Origin of the sequence: Flavobacterium plurextorum (genome assembly GCF_024638035.1) — a bacterium.
Classification (GTDB): domain Bacteria; phylum Bacteroidota; class Bacteroidia; order Flavobacteriales; family Flavobacteriaceae; genus Flavobacterium; species Flavobacterium plurextorum.
The window spans coordinates 5,456,453-5,479,832 of the sequence record NZ_CP100442.1 but is presented as its reverse complement, the minus strand read 5'-3'; the positions used below and the strand labels follow the sequence as shown (position 1 = coordinate 5,479,832).

General features: G+C 32.5%; 26 protein-coding genes. 9 read left to right on the top strand and 17 right to left on the bottom strand.

The window, feature by feature from the left end:
* Window positions 1-11: 11 nt before the first annotated feature.
* The 7 genes from NLG42_RS23755 to NLG42_RS23725 form a co-directional block, all read right to left on the bottom strand.
* The gene (locus NLG42_RS23755) at window positions 12-551 is read right to left on the bottom strand and encodes an IS1096 element passenger TnpR family protein (RefSeq protein WP_089056205.1); all 540 of its coding nucleotides are present in this window, start codon (window positions 549-551) and stop codon (window positions 12-14) included.
* Window positions 552-755: 204 nt separating this feature from the next.
* The gene (locus NLG42_RS23750) at window positions 756-1,358 is read right to left on the bottom strand and encodes an HPP family protein (RefSeq protein ID WP_089056204.1); all 603 of its coding nucleotides are present in this window, start codon (window positions 1,356-1,358) and stop codon (window positions 756-758) included.
* Window positions 1,359-1,445: 87 nt separating this feature from the next.
* A complete protein-coding gene (locus NLG42_RS23745) occupies window positions 1,446-2,723 on the bottom strand; it encodes a chloride channel protein (RefSeq protein WP_089056203.1) in 1,278 nt (425 codons plus the stop codon).
* Between the two features lie 265 nt (window positions 2,724-2,988).
* Complete coding sequence (gloA2, locus tag NLG42_RS23740; RefSeq protein WP_257682611.1) at window positions 2,989-3,378, bottom strand: SMU1112c/YaeR family gloxylase I-like metalloprotein; 390 nt, start codon at window positions 3,376-3,378, stop codon at window positions 2,989-2,991.
* Window positions 3,378-3,953, bottom strand: a complete 576-nt coding sequence (locus NLG42_RS23735; RefSeq protein WP_089056201.1) for a sugar O-acetyltransferase — start codon at window positions 3,951-3,953, stop codon at window positions 3,378-3,380. The genes gloA2 and NLG42_RS23735 overlap by 1 nt, the downstream gene beginning before the upstream one ends.
* A gap of 9 nt (window positions 3,954-3,962) precedes the next feature.
* The gene (locus NLG42_RS23730) at window positions 3,963-4,421 is read right to left on the bottom strand and encodes a YciI family protein (protein ID WP_089056200.1); all 459 of its coding nucleotides are present in this window, start codon (window positions 4,419-4,421) and stop codon (window positions 3,963-3,965) included.
* Window positions 4,422-4,431: 10 nt separating this feature from the next.
* Window positions 4,432-4,890: a DinB family protein gene (locus tag NLG42_RS23725; RefSeq protein WP_099719476.1), complete on the bottom strand. Its 459-nt coding sequence runs from the start codon at window positions 4,888-4,890 to the stop codon at window positions 4,432-4,434.
* A gap of 138 nt (window positions 4,891-5,028) precedes the next feature.
* Between NLG42_RS23725 and NLG42_RS23720 the strand changes: the two genes are divergently transcribed.
* The 8 genes from NLG42_RS23720 to NLG42_RS23685 all read left to right on the top strand — a co-directional run bounded on the left by NLG42_RS23720 (window position 5,029) and on the right by NLG42_RS23685 (window position 11,747).
* The gene (locus NLG42_RS23720) at window positions 5,029-7,194 is read left to right on the top strand and encodes a TonB-dependent receptor (protein ID WP_257682610.1); all 2,166 of its coding nucleotides are present in this window, start codon (window positions 5,029-5,031) and stop codon (window positions 7,192-7,194) included.
* 409 nt (window positions 7,195-7,603) lie between these two features.
* Entirely contained in the window at window positions 7,604-8,224 is a 621-nt protein-coding gene (locus NLG42_RS23715; RefSeq protein WP_099719474.1) for a hypothetical protein, read from the top strand.
* Between the two features lie 27 nt (window positions 8,225-8,251).
* Window positions 8,252-9,610, top strand: a complete 1,359-nt coding sequence (locus NLG42_RS23710) for a histidine kinase (RefSeq protein ID WP_257682609.1) — start codon at window positions 8,252-8,254, stop codon at window positions 9,608-9,610.
* A 2-nt stretch (window positions 9,611-9,612) separates the two neighbouring features.
* Window positions 9,613-9,834 (top strand): 2TM domain-containing protein, encoded by a 222-nt coding sequence (locus tag NLG42_RS23705; RefSeq protein ID WP_307774294.1) that lies wholly within the window; start codon window positions 9,613-9,615, stop codon window positions 9,832-9,834.
* Window positions 9,835-9,917: 83 nt separating this feature from the next.
* On the top strand, window positions 9,918-10,247 hold the full coding sequence (locus NLG42_RS23700) for a 2TM domain-containing protein (RefSeq protein ID WP_257682608.1): 330 nt from the start codon (window positions 9,918-9,920) through the stop codon (window positions 10,245-10,247).
* 2 nt (window positions 10,248-10,249) lie between these two features.
* Entirely contained in the window at window positions 10,250-10,555 is a 306-nt protein-coding gene (locus NLG42_RS23695; protein ID WP_257682607.1) for a 2TM domain-containing protein, read from the top strand.
* Between the two features lie 18 nt (window positions 10,556-10,573).
* Complete coding sequence (locus NLG42_RS23690; protein ID WP_089056192.1) at window positions 10,574-10,942, top strand: 2TM domain-containing protein; 369 nt, start codon at window positions 10,574-10,576, stop codon at window positions 10,940-10,942.
* 37 nt (window positions 10,943-10,979) lie between these two features.
* Window positions 10,980-11,747, top strand: a complete 768-nt coding sequence (locus tag NLG42_RS23685) for a LytR/AlgR family response regulator transcription factor (RefSeq protein WP_089056191.1) — start codon at window positions 10,980-10,982, stop codon at window positions 11,745-11,747.
* Window positions 11,748-12,094: 347 nt separating this feature from the next.
* Here NLG42_RS23685 and NLG42_RS23680 read toward each other — a convergent pair whose 3' ends face one another.
* Together NLG42_RS23680 and NLG42_RS23675 are read right to left on the bottom strand one after the other, a co-directional pair.
* Complete coding sequence (locus tag NLG42_RS23680) at window positions 12,095-13,120, bottom strand: COX15/CtaA family protein (protein ID WP_257682606.1); 1,026 nt, start codon at window positions 13,118-13,120, stop codon at window positions 12,095-12,097.
* Window positions 13,121-13,138: 18 nt separating this feature from the next.
* Complete coding sequence (locus NLG42_RS23675; protein WP_129024270.1) at window positions 13,139-14,596, bottom strand: CCA tRNA nucleotidyltransferase; 1,458 nt, start codon at window positions 14,594-14,596, stop codon at window positions 13,139-13,141.
* A 426-nt stretch (window positions 14,597-15,022) separates the two neighbouring features.
* On the opposite strand from NLG42_RS23675, the gene yaaA reads away from it, so the two are divergent.
* The gene (yaaA, locus tag NLG42_RS23670; protein ID WP_257682605.1) at window positions 15,023-15,781 is read left to right on the top strand and encodes a peroxide stress protein YaaA; all 759 of its coding nucleotides are present in this window, start codon (window positions 15,023-15,025) and stop codon (window positions 15,779-15,781) included.
* Window positions 15,782-16,014: 233 nt separating this feature from the next.
* On the opposite strand, the gene NLG42_RS23665 is transcribed toward yaaA, so the two are convergent.
* From NLG42_RS23665 to NLG42_RS23630, 8 genes are all read right to left on the bottom strand, one after another.
* A complete protein-coding gene (locus tag NLG42_RS23665; protein WP_089056187.1) occupies window positions 16,015-17,604 on the bottom strand; it encodes an MDR family MFS transporter in 1,590 nt (529 codons plus the stop codon).
* A 3-nt stretch (window positions 17,605-17,607) separates the two neighbouring features.
* Window positions 17,608-18,687 carry an HlyD family secretion protein gene (locus tag NLG42_RS23660; RefSeq protein WP_089056186.1) on the bottom strand — a complete coding sequence of 360 codons (1,080 nt, stop codon included), beginning with the start codon at window positions 18,685-18,687 and terminating at the stop codon, window positions 17,608-17,610.
* A 12-nt stretch (window positions 18,688-18,699) separates the two neighbouring features.
* Window positions 18,700-20,019: a TolC family protein gene (locus NLG42_RS23655; protein ID WP_089056185.1), complete on the bottom strand. Its 1,320-nt coding sequence runs from the start codon at window positions 20,017-20,019 to the stop codon at window positions 18,700-18,702.
* Window positions 20,009-20,638 carry a TetR/AcrR family transcriptional regulator gene (locus tag NLG42_RS23650; RefSeq protein ID WP_089052992.1) on the bottom strand — a complete coding sequence of 210 codons (630 nt, stop codon included), beginning with the start codon at window positions 20,636-20,638 and terminating at the stop codon, window positions 20,009-20,011. Before NLG42_RS23650 ends, NLG42_RS23655 begins: the two co-directional genes overlap by 11 nt.
* A 176-nt stretch (window positions 20,639-20,814) precedes the next feature.
* Window positions 20,815-21,360 carry a hypothetical protein gene (locus tag NLG42_RS23645; protein ID WP_257682604.1) on the bottom strand — a complete coding sequence of 182 codons (546 nt, stop codon included), beginning with the start codon at window positions 21,358-21,360 and terminating at the stop codon, window positions 20,815-20,817.
* Window positions 21,361-21,377: 17 nt separating this feature from the next.
* Window positions 21,378-22,139 carry a tryptophan synthase subunit alpha gene (trpA, locus tag NLG42_RS23640; protein ID WP_089056184.1) on the bottom strand — a complete coding sequence of 254 codons (762 nt, stop codon included), beginning with the start codon at window positions 22,137-22,139 and terminating at the stop codon, window positions 21,378-21,380.
* A gap of 92 nt (window positions 22,140-22,231) precedes the next feature.
* Entirely contained in the window at window positions 22,232-22,969 is a 738-nt protein-coding gene (locus NLG42_RS23635) for a carbon-nitrogen hydrolase family protein (RefSeq protein WP_257682603.1), read from the bottom strand.
* Window positions 22,970-22,987: 18 nt separating this feature from the next.
* Entirely contained in the window at window positions 22,988-23,305 is a 318-nt protein-coding gene (locus NLG42_RS23630) for a gamma-glutamylcyclotransferase family protein (RefSeq protein WP_089056182.1), read from the bottom strand.
* Between the last annotated feature and the right edge of the window lie 75 nt (window positions 23,306-23,380).

Sequence of the window (23,380 nt, the reverse complement as noted above, 5' to 3'; positions counted from 1 at the left end):
TCAAAAAAAAACTAATTCCAATTCTCCTCAAATCCAAAATCTTCAAAGCTGTCATCGCCTTCAAACATATCTAGATCGTCTTCGTCTAAATCATCTTCAAATTCGCCGTAGATATCGTCATGCATATCAGCTTCAAAATTTTTCTCGCCAGAATCATCAGGCATTTCTCCGTGAGAGAATAAAGTTTCTGGATAAACAGCTCCAACAGATTGCTCTTCAATAGCAGCCAATTCAACTAAGAAAGTCCACATATGAATGAAATCGTAAACATAAATGATTTTGGTATTTTCTTTATCTAAGATAGAAGATAATGGATAATCGTTCATAGTTCTTTGTTCACCAGGAACATCACCAGTATCAAAAAGCGGAATTTCATCTTCTTGATTCCAAGTTTCATCGCAGGTGTAGAACGAAGCTACTTCCATTCCGTCAAAACCAAAAGCGTTGAAGATTGCATTGTGTAAATCTTCAAGAGTATCTTCTTCAAGAATAGCAATGTCTCTAAAAATATCTTCTTCGGCGTCTAGAATTACTCTAAATTTATAAACCATAATCTTTGTTTTTATTGAGAGGTCAAAGGTAAAATATAAAAAACAAAATACGAATTGTGAATTACGATTTGTTGAAAAGATTTTAAACTATTGTTTTCCTGTGATTTAGTGTGTTTTATGAATTTGTTGAATTTTCAGAATCTTTTAGTTTTCAATGATTCCGAAATTAGCAGAGGCAAGGTTATGAAGAGTCTACAAGAGCATTTATGACTTACCAGTTAATCTCTTTTTGATTTTATGATAATGTTTGTGGTAGGTACTATGACTAGGATAACTTCTGCTTGATGTCATATTGTTAAAAAGCAGAGCAGTCAAAAGTAAAATAAGAGTCCCCACAAGAACCGGCGAAACAACATAAAAATATCCTAAAGCTTTAATTTTATCTGAGCCAATAATAGCAATCAAAGCTGTTGCGCCTCCTGGCGGGTGCAGAGTTTTTGTAATCTGCATAAAAATTATCGCAAGTGAAACTGCCAAAGGTGCTGCGATCCAGATAATATCTGGTGCTAGTTTATGAACTGTAACGCCTATGAAAGCCGAAATTACGTGTCCGCCAACTAAATTTCTAGGCTGTGAAAATGGACTTTGAATAATTCCGTAAACCAAAACGCTTGAGGCTCCAAAAGAACCAATTAAGTAAACAGCGTCATTTCCTGTAAAATGTATAGATTGTACATAAGCTAAAATACCAATGCCAACAAATGATCCGAGAAATGACCAAAAATGTTCTTTGTAGTCAATTAAAGTTTCTTTATAAAGAATATAACGAGTTTTGCGATAGCTTCTTTTAATTCTAGGAGTGGGCATAATTATTTAATGTTTGTATATTTTACTAAGAAAGGGTTAAAGATTAGTATTTAAATCTGTGAGATTTGTGAGTTGGTTTCTGAATTGTTATTTTGTTAAACTTGGAGCATAAGTATAAACAGTATGAGGATAAATCATTTTTGCAGTGTATTTAGAAATTAAACACACGACAAGAATTGGTAAAAACAACGTATAATCGTTTGTTAAACCGCATACTAAAAATATTGCCGTAAAGGGCGCATGAATACTAGCACTTAATACCGCTGCCATACCAATAATCATAAAGTTTACTGGAATTACATGCAGATTGAAAAAGGTATTTAAAACAGATGCGAGTAATAATCCTAAAAATGCACCAATAAAAAGACTTGGTGCAAAAACGCCGCCGTCTCCGCCAGAAGCCAATGTAATTGAGGTAACGATTGGTTTAAGAATTAAAATACCAATAAATGTTAAAGCTAATGTTATGGTTAATGGGATTTCGGCCGAGTTTCCAAAAATAGCTTTTATAGCATGATAACCTTCTCCATATAATTGTGGAAAAACAAATAATGAGATGCTTAAAACTACAGAGCCAATAAGGATTTTATAATAATGAGTATCTATTTTTCCAAATTGAGATTTGAAGAACAATACACATCGTGTTAAATACACAGAATTCATTCCAGCTAAAATTCCTAAAAGAATAAAATACGGAATTGCTTTTAGATGCCAAGTTGTAATTGACACGGCAAATAGAGGTTCTTCTTTTAAAATCGAAAGTAAACCGAATGCAATTGAAACAGCAATTACATTGGAAATAATAAATGCACGAGTTACTTTTCTTGAAATAACTTCGAAAGCAAACAGGATTCCTGCAATTGGACTGCTGAAAAGAGCTGTAACTCCAGCAGCAACACCCGCACAAATTAATTCCGTTTTATATTGACGGAAGACATTTTCTTTTTCATGAGCAACAGATCCAATAGTTGCAGTAGCTACAACTGTAGAAACTTCTATTCCTGTTGATCCGCCAAAAATAACAGTGATTAAACCGTTTATAAAATGTGATGGAATTTTATAAGAAGGAAGATTTTTTTTGGTTTTTGTACTTTCAAAAACCTCTTTAATTCCTTTATTTTCTTTTTTCTTAAAGAGATATTGTCTCAGGAAATAAATTACAGACAATCCGAAAACTGGAAAAATAATGTAGAATATTGGATGAACCGATACTTCGTGAAAGAAGATTTCTTCGTAATATTCAGTGATTTTTTTAAGTGAAATTCCTAAAAAGGCAGATAAAAAGCCAATTAAAACAGATACAATAACTAATTTTCGGAATTTGATAAATTGATGATTTTTTTTGATTTTCGCCGTTTTGTTCATCAGAAGTAAGTCGCAGGTTTTTTATGCGGATTACAAAATTAAGCATCAAAATCGGTTTTTAATAGAAAATCTTCAATATAGTGTGTTAAAATGTATATAAACAAGAAAATTCTTTCAGTGTGTTTTTCTTTGTATATCGGTTGTTTAGGGGCGAAGATTCAAAGCAGCAAAGGTTCAAAGATTCTTATTTCAAGCCGTTCTATAAAATAAAAAAAAGAGAAAAACCTTTGTTCCTTTGAGCCTCTGCACCTTTGAACCTTAGTTTCTATCTTTCATAAAACTCAATTGGTAATAAATCGGGATCAGCAATAAATGTAAAACGTTTTTCGGTCGTTTCATCTATTCTGATAGGTTCAGCTTCTATGTTTTTTGAAGTTAAGAAAGCAATAGTTTCTTCTAAATTAATTACTTCAAATGCCAAGTGTCGTAAACCAACTGCCTCCGGTCTTGAAGGACGCTGCGGCGGATTTGGAAAAGAGAATAATTCTACAACATAAATGCCATTTAATGCCAAATCAAGTTTGTACGATTGGCGTTCTTCACGATAGATTTCTCTAATAATAGAGAGTCCTAAAATCTCAGTATAAAAAGTTTTAGATTTTTGATAATCCGAGCATAAAATGGCAATATGATGGATTTTATTTAAGGTAAGCATTAGTTTTTTTGTTGAGGTTCTTGATTTAATTTTCGAATTACTTTGGCAGGATTTCCAACGGCAAGAGAATTATCAGGAATATCTTTTGTAACAACGGATCCTGCACCAATAACACAACCTTTGCCAATTGTTACGCCGGGACAAATAACGGAATTTCCGCCAATCCAGCAATCATCGCCAATTGAAATTGGTTCTGCGTTTTCTAAAGATTTTCTCAATTCAGCATCAAGCGGATGAGTTGCGGTGTAGATTTGAACATTTGGTGCAAAAAAAACATTTGATCCAATATTTACTGGACAACTATCAAGAACAACACAATTAACGTTAAAATAAACATTGTCACCGCAAGTTATATTGTATCCATAATCGCAATGAAAAGGCGGTTCGATATAAAAATTGCTGCCAGAATTAGGAATTAATTCTTTTAAAATTTCTTTTGCTTTTTTAGTCAAGCGGTATTCTTTTACATTTAATGTATGCAATAATATTTTTGCTTTTCGGCGGTCTTTTACTAAAACAGGATCTCCTGGTAAGTAATATTCTCCCGCAATCATTTTTTCTTTTTCTGTTTTCATATAAAGAGATTACATTTTTGTCTTGGCAATTTTCTCATGTATTTTTACCGTTTCCTGCAAAGCCGCACTCGAATACCACGGTGTTAATTCAGCTTCAAGCAAATTGGCTTTTATGGCAGGATCTGTTGCAACAAGAGCTTTTGCTTCGTCAACAGTTTCTACATTAAAAATATAAATGCCGCGATAATTTCGATCGTTTTTCATAAAAGGACCGGCAGCAACCAGTTTTCCTTCTTTGGCTAGTTTGTTGATATTTGCCATATGACCTTCAAAAAGTTTTTTGGTTTCTTCTTTTGAGGCCGTTTTGTTTGTTCCAGATTTCAATAAACAGAAAACATATTTTTTCATTCCATATTCATCTGCATTCAAAGATTTGGCTAAATTTTCATCAAATTTAACTTCAGTTTCCTGCGCAAATCCAATTGCATTTAGCAGTAAAAAAACGAATAAAAAGAGAGAGTTTTTCATAACACTATTTTTAAAGAAGTTTTTTCAAAATAACAATCTGCCCTAAATGATAAACATCATGCTGAATTATACCGTGTATATGTTCGTAGAACGTGTGATTGTTTGCAGCATATATTTTTGCCAGATCAGCATCGTCAAAATCCTCAAAAAACGAATTCCATGATTCTTGTGATTTAGCCAAATTTTGAAGTGACTGTTCCCAAGCGGCTTCGGACGGATCTAAAACGGGAACAAAATAATTATGATCCGGCGTTATGATTGTTTCTCCCTGAACACGTTTTAAAATATTTCTTCTCCATTGTATCAGGTGATTTACAATTTCCCAAATCGTATTTAAATTAGGATTTGGTTTCTTGTAAGCTTGTTCAGCACTTACATTTTCTAAAGTATGTGCCAAAGTAACTTCCAGCCATGGATTTCCATTATAAATGGATTGATATAGATTTGAAATTCTCTTGCTTTCTGACATAATTGATAGTTTTGCAATTCAAAGCTAATATACAAATAAAGTAAATTACAACTCAGACATAAATTTCTACAGTTCGGTTATTATATATTTTTTAACGCTGAATGTTAAAATACATTTGCTGTAACAAAAACCAATGTTATGAAAACCAAGTTATTTTTTACAATTACCTTTTTATTTTTTACCGCATTTATTTTTGCTCAAAATACGATTTCGGGAAAAGTGCTGGACCAAAAAGGAAGACCTGTTCAAGGTGCTAATATTTACTTAGACGGAACATATGACGGAGCAACAAGCTCTGCAACAGGTGAGTTTTCTTTTGAAACAAGTGCAACTGGAAATCAATTTCTTGTAGTGAGTTTTTTGCTTTTTGAAACCTACAAGAAAGAAATCGATGTAACAAATTATAAAGATCAAACAGTTAAACTAAGAGAAAATATAAATACACTTGATGCTGTTGTAATCACAGCCGGAACTTTAGAGTCTGGAGATAAAGCTAGAGTTTCAGTTTTAAAACCTTTAGATATTCTTACGACAGCAGGTTCGAATGGAAATATTGTGGCAGCATTACAAACTTTACCAGGGACACAATCTGTTGGTGAAGACGGGCGTTTGTTTGTTCGTGGTGGAGAAGCAAACGAAACTCAGACTTTTGTAGATGGAATTAGAGTTGCGCAGCCTTACGGAGCGACAACAAATAATTTGCCAACTCGAAGCCGTTTCTCTCCAATGTTGTTTAGCGGAATCTCTTTTTCGACTGGAGGTTATTCTGCAGAATATGGCGAAGCATTATCGAGTGTTTTACTTTTAAATACGCAGGACGAAGCAGATCATAATAAAACAGATATTGGTTTAATGACTGTAGGTTTGAGTTTAGGACATACTCAAAAAATGAAAAAAAGCTCGTTGAGTGTAAATATGGCTTACATAAACTTAGCGCCATATCAGGAAGTGATTCCTCAAAACGTAGATTGGAATAATCCGTATCAGTCTCTCGGCGGTGAAACAGTTTACAGATATAATTTTACAAACGGAATCTTTAAACTTTATGCCGCTTTTGATTCGGAGAAATTCGATTTAAATCAGAAAAATATCAACTTCGAAAAACCTATCAGAACAGATTTGAATAACAATAATTTTTATTTGAATTCTTCTTACAAAGGAACTTTTGGAACTGGATGGCAGTTAACTACAGGAATTAGTTATGGATACAGTAAAAACAAAACAAAATATGATATAAATGATATTGATGCTGATGAAAATGCAGCACAATTGAAATTGAAGTTTGGCAAAAAAGTTTCAAATTATTTTAAATTGTCTTTTGGAGCGGATTATTTCATTACAAAATTCGATGAAAATTTTAATGACAATATTTCTATCGATGTTACAAACGGATATGATTCTAACATTTTTGCGGCTTATACAGAAGGAGATATTTTATTTTCTAAAAGATTGGCAATGAAAGTTGGTTTAAGATATTCGAACAACAGTTTATTAAATGAAAATAATATTGCGCCAAGAGCTTCAATAGCCTATAAGTTTTCAAAAACCAGCCAGCTTTCATTTGCTTATGGAGATTTTTCTCAAACACCAGTTGTAGATTATATTAAATATTCAAAATACCATCAGTTTGAAAGCGAAAAAGCAAGTCATTATATTTTGAATTATCAATTTACAAAACCGGGACAGATTTTTAGAGCAGACCTTTATTATAAAGATTACAGGAATTTAGTTCAATATGACACAAGAGATATTAAATACAATTCAGTCTTTAATAATAACGGTTCAGGTTATGCAAAAGGTTTAGAATTATATTGGAGAGACAGTAATTTGTACAAAAACTTAGAGTATTGGATTTCGTATTCTTATATCGATTCTGAACGACAATACAAGAATTATCCAACAATGGCTACGCCAAGTTTTATTGCAAATCATACTTTATCTGTAGTAACAAAATATTTTATTACGGATTGGAAATCACAAATAGGTTTTACAAATAACTACAGTTCAGGACGTCCTTATAATGATCCGAATCAGACACAATTTATGAGCGGAAAAACAAAATCATACAATAGTTTGAGTTTCAACTGGGCATATATATTAACAACACAAAAAATCCTTTATTTCTCCGTTTCGAATATTTTGGGAACACAGAATGTTTTTGGATATGATTATGCAAAATTACCAGATCCAAACGGAGTATATCAAAGACAAGCCGTAGTGCCAACCGCAGATCGATTTTTCTTTGTTGGTTTCTTTTGGACTATCAGCCAGAATAAAAATGAGAATCAGTTGAAGAATTTGTAGTTCGTGGAATAGATGCTAAGTTGCTATCCCGAGGCTTCGGGACTGAGATACTAAGATTTCTGCTGTTCGAAAAACTTAGAACCTTAGCATCTCAGAACCTCAGAATCTTAATAAAAAACAATTCAGCAGCAAAAATCAACAACTCAGTATCATTTAATTTTAAAACAGTAAAATCCAACATACTTTTGAAGTATAAATTAATAGGGACAAAGAATCAAAGTAACAAAGGTTCAGAGTTTTATGAATAGTAGTAATAAAATGAACCTCTGTAACTTTACAGTTTTGAACCTAAAAAAAAGTTTTAATCATCAATTAAAATGGAGAAGTTAAGATTCTAATACACAAAGAAAAAACTTAGAACCTTAGCAACTCAGAACCTAAAAAAAAACAACCTTAAAAAAAAGAAATCATGACCAAGATTATTACCATTATCACATTATTTATCTGCAGTTTATTATCTGCACAAACACAGTTTGAACAAGGAATGACAAAAGCTTTTGGGCTTTGGAAAGAAGGAAAAAATGCTGATGCTTCGGCATTGTTTGAAAGAATTGCGGCGGCGGAAAAAACAAGTTATCTGCCAAATTATTATGTAGCTTTAATCAACACTACATCGGCTTTTAAAGAAAAAGATAAAACTAAAATTGATTTGTTATTGACAAAAGCGCAAGATGCTATTGATGCTGAAATGATTAAAGATTTAAATAATTCAGAGTTGTATGTTATGCAGGCTTTAATTTACACAGCTTATGTAGCTTCTGATCCAATGACAAACGGAATGAAATATTCGGCTAAAGTGATGGAAGCTTATGCAACTGCAAAAGCATTAGATCCAAATAATCCGAGAGCTGTTTTTGGCGAAGCTGATTATCAGTTGGGAGGAGCAAAATGGACAGGAGTTGATACAAAACCACTTTGCGAACAAGTTAACAGATCTATCGAACTTTTTGGTACTTTTAAACCGGAAACGCCTTTCTCTCCAAAATGGGGTTTAGAAAGAGCATTAGAAGTTCAAAAAACTTGTAAATAAAAATAGTAATAAATTAAGCGGATTATAATGAAAGACCATAGAAACACATTTTCTGATATAAAAAGCGGAACAATCGTTTGCTTTAAAATAGCCATGGTTTTTGCCCTTATATTTTCAGCTTTTTTAGGAGAGGATTTAAATGTTAAAAATGTTCTTGTTACTTTTTTTATAAGCTGCCTTTATTCTTTCGGATTAGGTTTTGGAAATGGCTACATTAATGTTCTTTTAGATAAAAAATGGGATTGGCTGGAGCAGACAAATTTAAGAGTTTACTACGGGATCTTGGTAACTGTTTTGTACACGGTTCCTGTAGTTTTAGGGATAAACTATTTCATTTTTGTTGTTTTGCAAAACGTAACTTTAGACGTGTTTTTAGGAGGAAGAATGCTTTGGGTGCATCTTTTTTATATCATTCTTTCGTTAGGAGTTTCTACTTTCATGCAAGCCAGAAGTTTTATGGTAAAATGGAAACAAGCTTCTAAAATTGAAATAACACAGCAAAAAATTATAGCAGGAACAGCAAATGCACAATTCGAGAGTTTGAAAAATCAGATCGATCCGCATTTTCTTTTTAACAGCTTAAATGTTTTAAGTTCTTTGATCGAAGAAAATCCAGATAATGCACAGCGTTTTACTACTTCGTTATCAAAAATTTACCGCTACGTTTTGGAGCAGAAAGATAAAGAACTGGTTTCTGTAGAAGATGAATTGTCGTTTGCAAAAACCTATATGAATCTGCTGAAAATGCGTTTTGAAAATAGTTTATTCTACGAATTGCCAGTAGAAAACATAAATCCTGACGCAAAAGTAGTTCCGCTTTCATTACAACTTTTACTCGAAAATACGGTAAAACATAATGTGGTAAGTGAGCAAAAACCGCTTCACATTCGAATTTTTATTGATGGAGATTATTTAGCCATTCAAAACGATCTTCAGAAAAAAGAAGTTCTTCAAGATAGACAAGGAGTTGGATTACAGAATATTGTAAGTCGATATGCAATCGTGACCAACAGAAATGTGATGATCGAACAAGATGAGAAAAATTTCACGGTTAAGATTCCAATTTTAACAAAACAAATTAACGTTATGGAAACAAATGCAGATTATAACGATGAAACTAAAGCTTATTTTAGAGCTAAAAAAAGAGTAGAAGAATTAAAAGGGTTTTATGGAAATGTAATTTCATATTGCTGTGTAATTCCAATATTAGCTTTTGTTAATTTAAGATATTCACCAGGATTTCAATGGTTTTGGTTTTCAGCTTTAGGCTGGGGATTTGGAGTTGTAATGCATGCTTTTAAAGTATATGGTTACAGCACAGGTTGGGAGGAAAGAAAGATTAGAGAGATTTTAGAGAAAGAAAAAAACAAGCAAACTTGGAAATAATCATGAAGCCAAATTATACAGAAGCGGAACGCTATTACCAGGCTCAGAAAAAAGTAAAAGAAATTAGAGGATTTTATGAGCATTTGGCAGTTTTTATTTTCGTAACCATAGTTTTAGTTGTTATCAACCTTGTGACTTCACCAGAATATTTATGGTTCATTTGGTGTATTGGAGGCTGGGGGATAGGAGTGGTTTTTCATGGATTGAAAGTTTTTGGATACTAGCCGTTTTTTAATAAAGAATGGGAAGAACGAAAGATTCAAGAAATTTTAGAAAAAGATAAAAATCAAAAAACTTCAAACTAAAGATGAAAACGAATTGTAATAGTGATCAGGAAGAATATGAATTACAGCAGTTAGCCAGCAAAAAGGTTGTAAAGCTTAAATCATTTTATATTCATTCATTTTTTTACATTATAGCGCTGGTACTTTTTGTTTTAAAAGAGTATTATAAATTGCCTTTGAATGTGTTTCCTGCTAAATTTTTAAATGGAGTTGTAATGATTCTTTGGTCAACCGTATTTTTTGGTTCAGCGATTGATTTATTTGTCTCTGCTAAAATTTTTGGAGATAAATGGGAGAAACGTAAAATGAAAAGTATTTTAGAAAAAAGAGAAAAAAAACAAAAATGGGAGTAATCATGGAAATGAAATACAGTGAAGAGGATAAATATTTTTTGGCGAAAAAGAAAGTCGGAGATATTAAAGGTTTTTATGGAAATTTAGCATCTTATATATTTGTAAATGCGATTTTGATTTTCGTTAATTTGTACACATCACCAGAATATTTATGGTTTTTTTGGCCTTTGTTGTGGTGGGGAATTGGAGTAGTTTTTCATGGATTAAGGGTTTTTGACCTATTTCCGGTTTTAGGAAAAGACTGGGAAGAAAAGAAAATCAAAGAGTTTATGGAAAAAGAAAAATGGAATAAAAATAAATGGCAATAATTTTTAAATCAAAATAAAATGGGACGATTTAGAAGACGTATGTATGAAGAATATGGAGATGAATTTAGTACTGATGAAAGCTTTAATGCTGCGTACAGAAAAGTAAGAAGAATAAAAGGATTTTACTCGCATCTTAAGGTTTACATTATAGTGAATATCATTATCATTATTTCAAATTTAAATAATGGTTTCATAGGCAATCGTATTGAAATTCGAGGCTTTGGAGATTGGGAAGTTTATTCAACCGCATTTTATTGGGGAATTGCTTTAGCCATTCATGCCTTTACCGTTTTTGGCCCAGATATTTTCTTTAATAAAGATTGGGAAGATAGAAAAATCCAAAAATATATGGAAAAAGAAGCTCAGAATAAGAAAAAATGGGAGTAATTTTAACTTGTATATTTTAAACTTTGTACCGCATTAAATGACCACATTAATTATAGAAGACGAAAAACCAGCTGCACGTTTATTACAGCGAAAACTTGAAAAATTAGATATAACTGTAAAAACAATGCTGCATTCTGTAGAGGAATCACTTCATTGGTTTACAAATAATGAACATCCAGATTTAATTTTTCTAGATATTCAGCTATCAGATGGTTTATCGTTTGAGATTTTTGAAAAAATAAATATTCAAAGCGCCATAATTTTTACCACAGCTTACGATGAGTATGCTTTGAAAGCGTTTAAACTGAATAGTATTGATTATCTTTTAAAACCAATTGATGAAGACGATCTAGAAGCTGCAGTTGTAAAGTATAAAGCACGAATTCCTAAAACAGATTCAGGAAATCAGAATCTTCAGTTGGACTTTGAGCAGATACGTCAAATGTTGTCGAATCCTTTTGAGAAAAGTTTCAAAAAGAGATTTACCGTTAAAATAGGACAACATTTAAAAGTAATAACAACCGAAGAAATCGAATGTTTTTTTAGTGAAAACAAAGGAACATACATACATACTTTTGATAATAGAAACTATTTAATCGATTCGACTTTAGAAATCCTGGAACAGGAATTAGATAAAAAGGATTTCTTTCGCGTAAGCAGAAAATTTATTGTACCGCTTCAGGCAATTAGAGAAATTCAGGTCTATACAAATTCTCGTTTAAAAGTTATCTTACCAACTTACAAAGAAGATCAGGTAATAGTAAGCCGAGAAAAAGTACAAGATTTCAAAACTTGGCTTGGGTAAAATCTAAATCAAAATATAGAAATTCAGCTGATTTTAATTCATTTAATTAAAATCTATGTCGCAAAAAGAGGTTGTCTTAAAAGGACAGCTTTTTTTGTAAGCTTCAGAGAAGCTAAATATTTATAGCAAAGAATGAATGTTTATAATATAAAGCTCCGGAGGAGTGACATGTTTTTTCTACATTCTTAATATATGTCGCTCCTCCGGAGCTTTATTATTTATCGAATTGTACCTCTATAAATATTTTACCCCGCTGGGGTTTATCGAAGAATAAATTTGTCAATAATCTATACAGCAAAAAAGCTGTCCTTTTGAGACAGCTTTTTTTGTGTAAATATATTTCGAATTTATTTACTCAGTCGATGCAATGTAAAAGTCATAGCACTTAAAAGGAAGAATGCCATAATCTGATGGATTAATCCTAAAGCCAAAGGCACACTGTATAATAAAGTGAAAACTCCTAGAAGAAACTGTATAAATACAAATGCTACCAAAGTTTTGATTCCGTTTGACTGTGTATTGGTAAGCGTGTATTTTTTACTTCTAAAATAAAGAAAAAGTATAATTGCAACTACTACATAAGCAAAAGTTCTGTGAACAAATTGAACACCGCTTTTACCTTCAATTAAGTTTTTTATTAAACTTGATTGTTCGATAAGAACTGATTCGTGCATAAATTCTCCATCGCTCATTAAAGGCCAGTGATTGTGAATTAATCCTGCATTTAATCCAGCCACAAACCCGCCATAAATAATTTGTATTAATAAAGCGACCAAAGCATAACGTGCAATAGTGCGTAATGGTAATATTTTGTTGATATTTCTTTCAGGATAAATCAAATCCAACGCTACCCAAAGTGTATAAGCAAAAGTTATAAAAGCAAAAGTTAAATGCAGCGAAAGTCTAAAATGACTTACATCTGGATTGTCAATTAAACCGCTTCGAACCATAAACCATCCAAGGAAACCTTGAAAACCGCCCATTGCCAAAAGTACGATACACTTTTTGATCGTTGCAGTATCTAATTTCTTTTTGATTAAGAAATAAACAAAAGGAACAAAAAATACCAAACCAATAATACGCCCGATGAAACGGTGAAACCATTCCCAGAAATAAATAAATTTATAATCTGAGAGCTGAAAATCATTGTGTATATTAATCTTTTGATATTCAGGAAACTTCTTGTACTGCTCAAAAGCCTCATTCCATTTGGCTTCCGTTAAAGGCGGGAAAGTATCGGTTACCAAATGCCAATCCGTCATTGATAAACCTGAATTGGTCAGACGTGTGATACCGCCTACAACAACCATTAAAAACAATAAAACACAACCTGAAAGCAACCAAATGATTACTGATTTATTCTCTTTTTTCATTTTATTAAATACTTATTCTTATACTTTTTTTAAGCCCATTTTTTCGGCTCTTTTAATTACAAAATCGTAAGCCGCCTGATATTCATTCGGAATGTCGCCTTCTAGAATTGCTTCTTTCACCGCTTCTTTCAAAACTCCAATTTCACGTGATGGCTGTAAATTGAAAATTGCCATAATTTCTTCACCGGAAATTGGCGGTTGAAAATTACGAACATGATCGCGCTCTTCCACTTCTACAATTTTCTTGCGAACGATTTCAAAGTTTTTATGATATTTCTTGAATTTCGATGGATTTTTGGTTGTAATATCAGCCTCGCACAAAGTCATTAAATTTTCAACATCTTCACCAGCGTCAAAAACCAAACGACGAACTGCGCTGTCGGTAACAATATCCTGCGCCAAAACAATTGGACGAGAACTCATAATAACCATTTTTTGAACAAATTTCATTTTATGGTTCAAAGGCATGTGCAGGCGTTCGAAGATTTTCTTTGCCATTTTTCCGCCTAAAAATTCATGTCCATGAAAAGTCCAGCCTTGCTTTTTGCTGAAACGTTTGGTTGGTGCTTTTCCAATATCATGCAATAATGCCGACCAGCGCAGCCAGACATCATCTGTATTTGGACAAATATTATCAACCACTTCAAGCGTATGATAAAAGTTGTTTTTATGCGTATGACCTTCAATTTCTTCGACCTGATTCAGCGCTGTTAATTCAGGTAAAATTAAATCTAAAAGTCCTGTTTTATATAAAAGTAAAAATCCGGTTGAAGGTTTATCTGTTGAAAGAATTTTATTTAATTCGTCAACAATTCTCTCGCCCGAAATAATTTTAATACGATCAGCATTTTTAGTAATTGCATTCAATGAATTTTCTTCAATTTCAAAATTCAATTGTGTTGCAAAACGAATCGCACGAAGCATTCGAAGCGGATCATCAGAATAAGTAATATCTGGATCCAGCGGAGTTTTTATCGTTTTATTTTCTAAATCTTTCAAACCGTCAAAAGGATCTAAAAGATCTCCAAAGTTGTTTTCGTTTAAAGATAAAGCCAATGCATTGATCGTAAAATCACGACGGTTTTGATCATCCTGAAGTGTTCCGTTTTCTACAATTGGATTTCGGCTGTCGAAATTATAAGATTCTTTTCGGGCGCCAACAAATTCAATATCAGTGTCTTCAAAGCGTAACATTGCAGTTCCATAAGTTTTAAAAACCTGAACTTTTGGTTTGTTTGGAAGTAATTCAGAAACTTTTAAAGCCAATTCGATTCCGCTGCCAACCGCTACAACATCAATATCTTTTTTAGAACCTCGATTTAAAAGTAAATCTCTAACAAAACCGCCAATAACATAGCTGTCAACATTTAGTTCCTGAGAAGCTTTCGAGATGATATCGAAAATTTTATTTTGTAAAGCAGTTTTATAATTTGTTTGTATAGCCACGAATTCACTAATTTTTGAATAAAAACACATTTCATACTTCTAAGAAATGAAACGCATGCAAATTTACAACATAGAAAATGCCTATTACAATCTATGGCTCACTTTTTTGAAGAAATTAATAGTTTTTGATGTTGATTTTTATGAATTGAGAAAAAGGGTTGCCGCAAATTACTTTTGTTGAAGGTTTTTGAATTGAGAATGCTCCAGCGGAGCAAAATATTTATAGGGTTTATTTATAGGTTTCATTTAAAGCTCCAGAGGAGCGACATTTGTTTTTATAAAGAATCTGTCGCTCCGCTGGAGCTTTATTTCTTTAAACGGATATTAATTCTATAAATATTTCGTTCCTCTGGAACTTTATATATAGAGTAATTATATCTTCATCGAACAAATCAATTAGGATAATCAATTTTTAAAATTTCAATTTGTATTTTTGAATCATACAAAAAAGCACAAATGAAAATAGTTATATCGCCAGCGAAGTCTTTAAATTTTGAAAAAGAATTACCAACTTCTCAATATACAGAACCATCATTTTTAAAGGAAGCAAGAGTGGTTCATAAAGTTGTAAAACAAAAAAAGCCAGCTGAATTATCGGAGTTGATGTCAATTTCAAGTAAGCTTGCCGATTTAAACTGGAAACGAAATCAAGAATGGAAAACGCCTTTTACACCAGAGAATGCACGTCCTGCGGTTTTTACTTTTGATGGAGATGTTTACACCGGTTTAGATGCTTATACAATACCATCAGAAAAATTAGAGGTGCTTCAAGATAAACTTAGAATTTTATCTGGACTTTACGGACTTTTAAAACCTCTTGATTTAATGCAGGCGTATCGTTTAGAAATGGGAACAAAAATGCCTGTTGGTGAATACAAAAACCTTCATGAGTTTTGGAAACCTGTGGTTACAAAAGCTTTAAATAAAGAATTGAAAAAAGACGAATTGTTCGTGAATTTAGCGAGTAATGAATATTTTTCGGCAGTTGATGTAAAAGCTTTGAAAGTTCCAGTAATTACTCCAGACTTTAAAGATTACAAAGATGGGAAATTAAAAATGATCAGTTTCTTTGCAAAAAAGGCGAGAGGCATGATGGTACGTTATATAATTGATACCAATGCAGAAACTATCGACGACTTAAAAGGATTTAATTATGAAGGATATCAGTTTGATGCTAATCTTTCAAAAGGAAATCACTTGGTTTTTACAAGATAACTTTTTAAGGAGCTGAGGTTCTAAGATACTAAGGTTCTTAGGTTTTTAACCGCAAAGAACGCAATGATTTACGCAAGGTTCGCAAAGTTTTTATTACAAAGCTTTGCGAGCTTTGCGTTTTTATGGCTTCTTATAAATAAAACCTTTGCGCACTTTGCGGTTAAATTAAAAAAATAAACGCCGAATTCTAAATGATGAATTCGGCGTTTCTGCGTATTATAAAATTATTATTATTAATGCATTGCGTCGGCTGCACTAATTTTGTTCTTCCCTTTTTTGATAAAGAGAATAATCGGTATGCAACATAAAAACATGATTCCAAGATATAAGAAAATATCCATGTAAGCCATTACGGTACTTTGCTTCATTACTGAATATTCTATCGCTTGATACGCTTTCTTTAAAGCAACATCTGCGCTGTATCCTTTTGCCATAAAAGCGTGCTGCATTCCTGTAATACGTTGCTGCACATCATATTTTGCAGGATCTAAGTTGTTTATTAGATCTACTCTGTGTGTTTGACTAAAACGTGTGATAAAAGTGGTAATAATCGCAATACCAAAAGATCCGCCCAATTGACGCATCATTCCAGTAAAAGCAGCTCCTTCACCAATATGTTTTCCTTTTAAAGTCGAAAGCGAAAGTGTTGTAATAGGAACAAAAAGTAATCCTAAACCAATTCCTCTTAAAATTAAAGGCCAGTACATATGTTCAACACCTGTGTCTGGAGTCATACGGCTGTACATCATAAAGGTAAACAAGAAGAAAATAAAGAATCCTACTCCAACCATATACCCTTGAGGAACACCTTTCTGAATCATATTACCTACAAATGGCATCATAAGAGCTGTGGTAATAGATCCTGGAATTAATAATAATCCTGCATCAGTAGCTGTCCATCCTAAAATTGATTGCGTGTAAATTGGGATAATCAATGTTGATCCGTATAAACCGAAACCAAGAATAAAACACATTACAGTTCCAATTCTTAAATTCCCATCTTTTAAAACACTTAAGTTTACGATTGGATATTTATAGGTTAACTCTCTCCAAATAAATAATATTAATCCAAGAACCGTAACAACACTTAAAGTTACAATAAGTGGATCGTTAAACCAATCGTCTTGCTGTCCGTGTTCTAGTACGAATTGTAAAGAACCAATAAAGGCACTCAACAAAATAATTCCCCACCAGTCAACCTGATTAGCTTTCAGTTTTTCGCCATATTTCGGACTTCTCACAAAAGTTAAAGCCAAAATAGTAGCGATAATCCCTAACGGAATATTGATATAGAAAATATAAGGCCAAGAATAATTATCTACTAAATAACCTCCCAAAGGCGGTCCAAGAGTAGGTCCAACAATTACACCCATTCCGTAAATAGCTTGTGCCATTCCACGTTTTGCAACTGGGTAACTTTCAGTAATAATTGTTTGGGCTGTTACTAGTAATGCTCCTCCACCCATACCTTGTACGAATCGGAAGGCTACAAGTTCCCAAATATTTGTGGCATTACCACACAAAAAAGAACAGACCGTAAATATAATGATAGAAGCCACAAAATAATTACGTCTTCCAAATTGCTGTGATAGCCAGCTCGTCATCGGTATTACAATAACATTCGCAATTGCGTATGCTGTAATTACCCATGCCACATCAGTCAAGGTAGCACCAAGACTTCCGCGCATGTCTGTCAGCGCTACGTTTACAATCGTCGTATCAACAATTTCCAGCAGTGCACAAAGTACTGCCGTAATCGTAATGATAACACGTCTATAACCGTATTCTACTAAATCGTCGTCTGCTTGTACTGCTCCTGCCATGTTTTATTTTAAATGTACGTCTACATCAACATTCATTCCTGGTCTTAAAAGTTTTACTTTTTCAGGATCGTTTGATTCATCTAAACTAATTTTTACTGGTAATCTCTGAATTGTTTTTACGAAGTTTCCTGTTGCATTATCAGGAGGTAATAATGAAAAACGAGATCCTGTTGCTGGAGAGAAAGAAGTTACTGTACCTTTAAACTCATAGTTAGGGTAAGCATCAACTTTTAAACTTACTTTTTGACCTACAATCATTTTGTTTAATTGTGTTTCTTTAAAGTTTGCTACAACCCAAGCTTCGTTATTATTGATGATGTAAAACAAAGATTGTCCCGGTTGTACCAATTGTCCCGGCTGAATATCAACTTTTGAAACCTGACCGTCAATTGCTGCAGTAACTACAGTATAAGAAAGATTCAAGTGAGCAACATCAAGCATTGTTTTTGCTTTTTTGATGTTTGCTGCAGCAACTTCTGTTTGTTTATCAGAAGCTTTTGATTTAGATTCAATTACCGATTTTTGGTAAGAACTTGCTCTTTGTTGTTGTTGTAAAACACGTACTTGATTTTCAGCTTCTTCCTTTGCAGTTAAAGCTTGCTCATATTGTTGTTTTGTAATAGTATGTGTTTTATACAAATTATTATAACGGTTATAATCGTTTGTAAGTTGTCTCAATCTAATTTTTGCGCTTTCAATAGAACCGCTTGCAGATTTCATATTTGCATCAGAAACAGAAATACTTGCATATGCACTTCCAATATCTGCTTTTGCAGCTTCGTATTGTCCTTCAGCTCCTAACAAAGCAGCATTTGCTTCATCAATTTTTAATTGATAATCTCTCTTATCGATAGTAAATAAAGTATCTCCTTTTTTTACATAATCATTATCTTTCACATAAACTTTACTGATATATCCTGAAACTCTAGGAATAATCGGATTCATTCTTTTCTCAATTTGAGCATCATCCGTTTCTTCGTGTCCTTGAGCGTGTAGGTATTTAGATATTCCGTATGTTCCTCCCGCCAAAACCAAAACGGTTAGTATGATGATGAATTTTTTATTTGTCTTTTTCTTTTCCATGAGAGCTGTCGATTATATTTTAGAAAGATTGAATGATTGTGATAATTGTCCTGATACTGAAAGTAACTCGTAATATTTTTGAATAATTGCTGCTTTAGAAACAGCGGTGTTAATTTTGGCACTTAATTGCTCAACATCCGCTTCAACCAAATCATTGGTATCTGCTAAACCATTGTCGAACTTATCTTTTACAAGTCTATAGTTTTCAGCAGCCTGTTGCAATGCTTCATTGTAAACAACACTTTGATTGATAGCTAAATCATAATCTTCGATAGATTTTTGAACTTCTACCTTTATACGATCAGTCATAATTGCTTCAGTGTTTTTTACTTCTAGAGCTCTGCTTTCGGCTTCTTTAACATGTGCGCTGTTTTTTAAGATTCCCGATAAATCATACGATAAACCTAAACCAAAGTTCATAGCGTATTTTACCGTTATAATATCTTTAAGATCAAAAGCAGTGTAACCTCCAAGTAAAGAAATAGAAGGATAATATCCAGCTTTTGCGACTTTAATGTTTGCCTCTGAAGCTTTTTGCTGCAAGCGAACAGCTTCAAGATCTTTTCTGCTTTCCAAAGCAATCGCATCAGATGTTGGTGCATTGTTTGTTTTTAAATTAAAGAAATCATCCTCATTAACCTGAAGTTTTGTTTCTGGAGCTAATTTCAATAAAGTTGTCAGATAAAAATTGATATTGTTTAAGTTGTTTGTAGCTTCATCAATAGATAATTGTGTTTTTGAAACCAACAACTGTGCTTTCAACAAATCGTTTCTCGGAATAATTCCGTTTTTCTCTAATTCTATAAAGTCAGTAACACGCTGTTTAGCGCTTTTTTGATTCTCATTTAAAACATCAAGTGTTTTTTGAGCTTTGTATAATGCCGTGTAATAAGTGATTACTCTTAATGCAACATCTTCTTTAGTTTTTGCTGCATTGGCAGTTTCTGCTTCGTATAAGTTATCGTAAGCATCAATACTGCTTTGAATTTTGAATCCTGCAAAAATAGGTAAACTCAAGTTCGCCATTCCAAGCATTGCACGATCAGGAGATGCCAAAGAAGCACTTTTATCCTGATTAGGCATATCAATAGATGCTTTTGTAAGACGCTGATATTGACCAGAAACTTTTAAATCAGGATATTGATTGTTTTTTACGGCTGTAAGCTCGTGTTTTTTAGTGTTTACCTTAGTATTGGCAAGCGTAACTTCGTTGCTTTTTTCCCAAGCCATTTTTACGGCTTCGTCTAAGGTTAAACTTGTTTTCTCTTGTGCTTCTATTGAAGATATTCCGATAAAGAATACTCCAAAGAGCATTAATTGACTAATTTTCATAAACAAGTAGCGCTTTTATAGTTTGTTGAATGTGCTTTGTGAGACTGGTTTTAATGTAATCATTGTACAATGCTTCTGTATTTAAGTTCAGTAACTCTACGAAGAAAGGTTTATTCATATGAAAGTGAAAATACGTTCCTATGATAGTTGGCGTAATAAGCGGAATGATTACATCTTTTCTAAAAACACCTTTTTCCTGACCTTGAGTAATAATACTCTCAACAGATTTTAGATTCCCTTTTTTTAATTCTGTAAATGCAATAAAACTTTTTTCTCTTTTTTTTGCGTTAATTTCAAAATGTAAAACTCTGAAAATCCCTTTGTTACAACTGATTCTGTTAATGTAAATTTCGATTAATTTATTGACTTTTTCAATCGGTTCCAGATTTTCTTGTAATAAATTTTCCAGTTGTAATTTTAAATCCGAAGTTTTGTAAATAATTAAAGATTCCAGTAATCTTTCTTTGGACCCAAAATAATACGAAATCATTGCAATGTTGATTTTTGCTTCTTTCGAAATATCCCGTATTGACGTCCCCTCAAATCCTTTTTCAGAAAACAACCTTTCGGCAACGTTTAGAATCTGAATTTTTTTATCGTTTAGTTCGATGTGTGACATGATGTTGTTTCTAATCGAATGCAAAATTAAACACTTGTTTAAATTAAACACTTGTTTAAATTTATTTTAACATAATATTAACATAGAAAGTTAGCGTTAATTTTGGATAAAAAAAAGCTGAAACACCTAGTATTTCAGCTTTTACATGTTTTTTTAATGCAAATGATTTTAATAACTTACTCTTTAAAGATTATACTTTTTCTTTTAAAAAGATAAATTCTTCCATCATAAAAATAAGCTAACTCATGATTATTGACGATTTCAAAATAACGGCTTTCATCTACTTTAAGAGAGGTTATAAATTCTCTGGAATTTTTATAGCCATACCAAAGAGTCGTGCCTTTTGTTTCAGTATTTTTTACTAATGAATAGTTAGGGTTGTCAATTTTAAAACTATCATTTAGAAAACGTAATGATAATTGTGATTCACTAATTAATAATTCATGACCAATTTGTGACTGGATTATTTTCTCATCTTGCATTGTTCCTCCAACATTGGCTATTGAATCTATACTCCAAACACCAAATAATTCTTTAATGTTTTTGGGTTGAATTGTGTCAATTGTGTTTTTTATATCAACGGTCAGATTTTTATAGTGGAATTTAGATTTGTCTACGGAGTTAGTTTTATTTACAATTTTTGATGTGCTTACTTTCGTTTTACCATTTTGACATGATAAGAATAGCACAGTTATAATTGTAAATAAAACTATATTTTTCATTCTTTTTGATCTATAATTTATCGAATCTCTCCAACAAATTCTGCAATTTTCCCGCTGCCATTTTCGCTTAAATGCTTGATGAAAGCACTTCCAATAATAGCACCTTTTGCATATTTGGTTGCTTGATTGAAAGTTTCTTTATTCGAAATTCCAAAACCTACAATTTGAGAGTTTTTCAGATTCATGTTCGCAATTCTTTCAAAATAACTTTCCTGAACATTTCCAAAACCAGTTTGAGATCCTGTCACACTTGCAGAACTCACCATATAGATAAATCCGTTTGAAACGCTGTCAATAAAACGAATACGTTCCTCCGAAGTTTGCGGTGTAATTAAGAATACGTTAAGCAATCCGTATTTTTCGAAAATTGCTTTGTATTCATCAGCATAAACATCAACAGGTAAATCTGGAATGATTAATCCGTCAATGCCAATTTCAGCACATTTTTTGCAAAAAGCTTCAACTCCGTATTGTAACATCGGATTAAAATATCCCATAATAATCAACGGGATTTTTACGCTTTCGCGGATGTTTTGCAGTTGATCGAAAAGAATTTGAGTCGTCATTCCGTTATGCAGTGCTTGTGTCGAACTTGCCTGAATCGTTGGTCCGTCTGCCAAAGGATCACTAAATGGAAGTCCAATTTCGATTAAGTCAACGCCGTTTTTTTCTAGATCCTGAATGATCTGCACGGTATCATTTAAGTTTGGATATCCCGCAGAAAAATAGATCGAAAGGATTTTTTTGTCTTCTTGTAATTTTTGAGTTATTCTGTTCATTGTTATGTTTTTTGTGCCACAGATTAGAAAGATTTCAATGATTTTTTTAATAATTTAATCTGTGAGAATCAGTGAAATCTGTGGCATTATTTTTAATTTTTTAAAACCTTACTTTTCCAATTATCATTTTGTTTTTCTACGATTAATAAACCAGAATCTGATTCATTCATTTGCCCAACTAATTCTCCTTTACTATTCCAAAAAGCACTTTGACCTGCTGACGGACTTCCCCAAGATTCTCCACTGAAATTCGACATCAAAACATTCATTTTATGTTTCTCAGCATAATTTTGTAAATCGCGATACGCATTCGGAATTCCGTTTGGCGAAAAGAAAATACTGGCTATATAAATATCAGTTTCTTTTTTCTTAGCATTTTCTGGATGAAGCGCATTATCAATATCAGCACAAATCGCAAATGAGATCTTTTGTTTTTCAATTTCTAGCATTGGATTGTAATCGAAAGAAGGTTGAAAAAATTCATCTTCTCCCTCATGTAAAAACTGTTTGGTATAAATTGAAACCGAATTGTCTGGAGAAATTACAAATTCGCCAATAAACAATTTGGATTCAATTTCAATTGGTGCACCGGCAATAATTGTAATGTTATTTTCGAAAGCTAATTTTTTTAAATGATTCAAACGTGAATCTTCTTTTTTTAAAGCCAGTTCTTTTGCATTTTCTCTTTCATAACCAGTAATCGACATTTCGGGAAAAGCGATTAATTGCGCTTTATTTTGGACTGCCAATTCAATTAGACTATAATGATCCAGTAGATTAGTTTCAATATTTCCTCGCGTTGGTTTTGTTTGCGCAGCAGCTAGAATCATTTTCTGTTTTTACAATTATTAATTTTCCGTATAAACCCAAGCAGAAATTCCAGAGTTCAACGTTACTTTAACCCTTTTGTAAGCATTCGATTCAAATAAATCTACTTTAGCTAAATCTGCAAGAGTAACATTAAAAACTACACCGTGAATTGTATCTGCAAGGCTCTCACTTGCTATTGCAACAACATAATCTGCCATTCCAAATTCTTCTTCAATTTTTAGGCTTTTTAATTTATAGCCAAGAAGCTGATCGGGAGTTCCGGTTAATAGTTTATTAAAAACTCGCATTTGAATTTCTTTTGAACGTAATGTTCCGTAAGAGAATAACTGTTCCATAATTATTATTTTTCTCGTTATTTGTCTGCGTTAAATATCTTTTAATCCGTTGCTGCGGAAAACGTTCCAAATTAC

Excerpts from the sequence above, each read along its gene's own strand:
- gloA2 (WP_257682611.1), bottom strand. The coding sequence starts at position 3,378 with ATGCTTACCTTAAATAAAATCCATCATATTGCCATTTTATGCTCGGAT.
- NLG42_RS23665 (WP_089056187.1), bottom strand. The coding sequence starts at position 17,604 with ATGGCAGGAGCAGTACAAGCAGACGACGATTTAGTAGAATACGGTTAT.
- NLG42_RS23690 (WP_089056192.1), top strand. The coding sequence starts at position 10,574 with ATGGGACGATTTAGAAGACGTATGTATGAAGAATATGGAGATGAATTT.
- NLG42_RS23650 (WP_089052992.1), bottom strand. The coding sequence starts at position 20,638 with ATGTCACACATCGAACTAAACGATAAAAAAATTCAGATTCTAAACGTT.
- NLG42_RS23730 (WP_089056200.1), bottom strand. The coding sequence starts at position 4,421 with ATGAAAAACTCTCTCTTTTTATTCGTTTTTTTACTGCTAAATGCAATT.
- NLG42_RS23735 (WP_089056201.1), bottom strand. The coding sequence starts at position 3,953 with ATGAAAACAGAAAAAGAAAAAATGATTGCGGGAGAATATTACTTACCA.
- NLG42_RS23710 (WP_257682609.1), top strand. The coding sequence starts at position 8,252 with ATGAAAGACCATAGAAACACATTTTCTGATATAAAAAGCGGAACAATC.
- NLG42_RS23645 (WP_257682604.1), bottom strand. The coding sequence starts at position 21,360 with ATGAAAAATATAGTTTTATTTACAATTATAACTGTGCTATTCTTATCA.
- NLG42_RS23745 (WP_089056203.1), bottom strand. The coding sequence starts at position 2,723 with ATGAACAAAACGGCGAAAATCAAAAAAAATCATCAATTTATCAAATTC.
- trpA (WP_089056184.1), bottom strand. The coding sequence starts at position 22,139 with ATGAACAGAATAACTCAAAAATTACAAGAAGACAAAAAAATCCTTTCG.
- NLG42_RS23720 (WP_257682610.1), top strand. The coding sequence starts at position 5,029 with ATGAAAACCAAGTTATTTTTTACAATTACCTTTTTATTTTTTACCGCA.
- NLG42_RS23680 (WP_257682606.1), bottom strand. The coding sequence starts at position 13,120 with ATGAAAAAAGAGAATAAATCAGTAATCATTTGGTTGCTTTCAGGTTGT.
- NLG42_RS23715 (WP_099719474.1), top strand. The coding sequence starts at position 7,604 with ATGACCAAGATTATTACCATTATCACATTATTTATCTGCAGTTTATTA.
- NLG42_RS23660 (WP_089056186.1), bottom strand. The coding sequence starts at position 18,687 with ATGGAAAAGAAAAAGACAAATAAAAAATTCATCATCATACTAACCGTT.
- NLG42_RS23630 (WP_089056182.1), bottom strand. The coding sequence starts at position 23,305 with ATGGAACAGTTATTCTCTTACGGAACATTACGTTCAAAAGAAATTCAA.
- NLG42_RS23675 (WP_129024270.1), bottom strand. The coding sequence starts at position 14,596 with ATGTGTTTTTATTCAAAAATTAGTGAATTCGTGGCTATACAAACAAAT.
- NLG42_RS23725 (WP_099719476.1), bottom strand. The coding sequence starts at position 4,890 with ATGTCAGAAAGCAAGAGAATTTCAAATCTATATCAATCCATTTATAAT.
- NLG42_RS23750 (WP_089056204.1), bottom strand. The coding sequence starts at position 1,358 with ATGCCCACTCCTAGAATTAAAAGAAGCTATCGCAAAACTCGTTATATT.
- NLG42_RS23755 (WP_089056205.1), bottom strand. The coding sequence starts at position 551 with ATGGTTTATAAATTTAGAGTAATTCTAGACGCCGAAGAAGATATTTTT.
- NLG42_RS23635 (WP_257682603.1), bottom strand. The coding sequence starts at position 22,969 with ATGATTCTAGCTGCTGCGCAAACAAAACCAACGCGAGGAAATATTGAA.
- NLG42_RS23695 (WP_257682607.1), top strand. The coding sequence starts at position 10,250 with ATGGAAATGAAATACAGTGAAGAGGATAAATATTTTTTGGCGAAAAAG.
- NLG42_RS23655 (WP_089056185.1), bottom strand. The coding sequence starts at position 20,019 with ATGAAAATTAGTCAATTAATGCTCTTTGGAGTATTCTTTATCGGAATA.
- NLG42_RS23700 (WP_257682608.1), top strand. The coding sequence starts at position 9,918 with ATGAAAACGAATTGTAATAGTGATCAGGAAGAATATGAATTACAGCAG.
- yaaA (WP_257682605.1), top strand. The coding sequence starts at position 15,023 with ATGAAAATAGTTATATCGCCAGCGAAGTCTTTAAATTTTGAAAAAGAA.
- NLG42_RS23685 (WP_089056191.1), top strand. The coding sequence starts at position 10,980 with ATGACCACATTAATTATAGAAGACGAAAAACCAGCTGCACGTTTATTA.
- NLG42_RS23705 (WP_307774294.1), top strand. The coding sequence starts at position 9,613 with ATGAAGCCAAATTATACAGAAGCGGAACGCTATTACCAGGCTCAGAAA.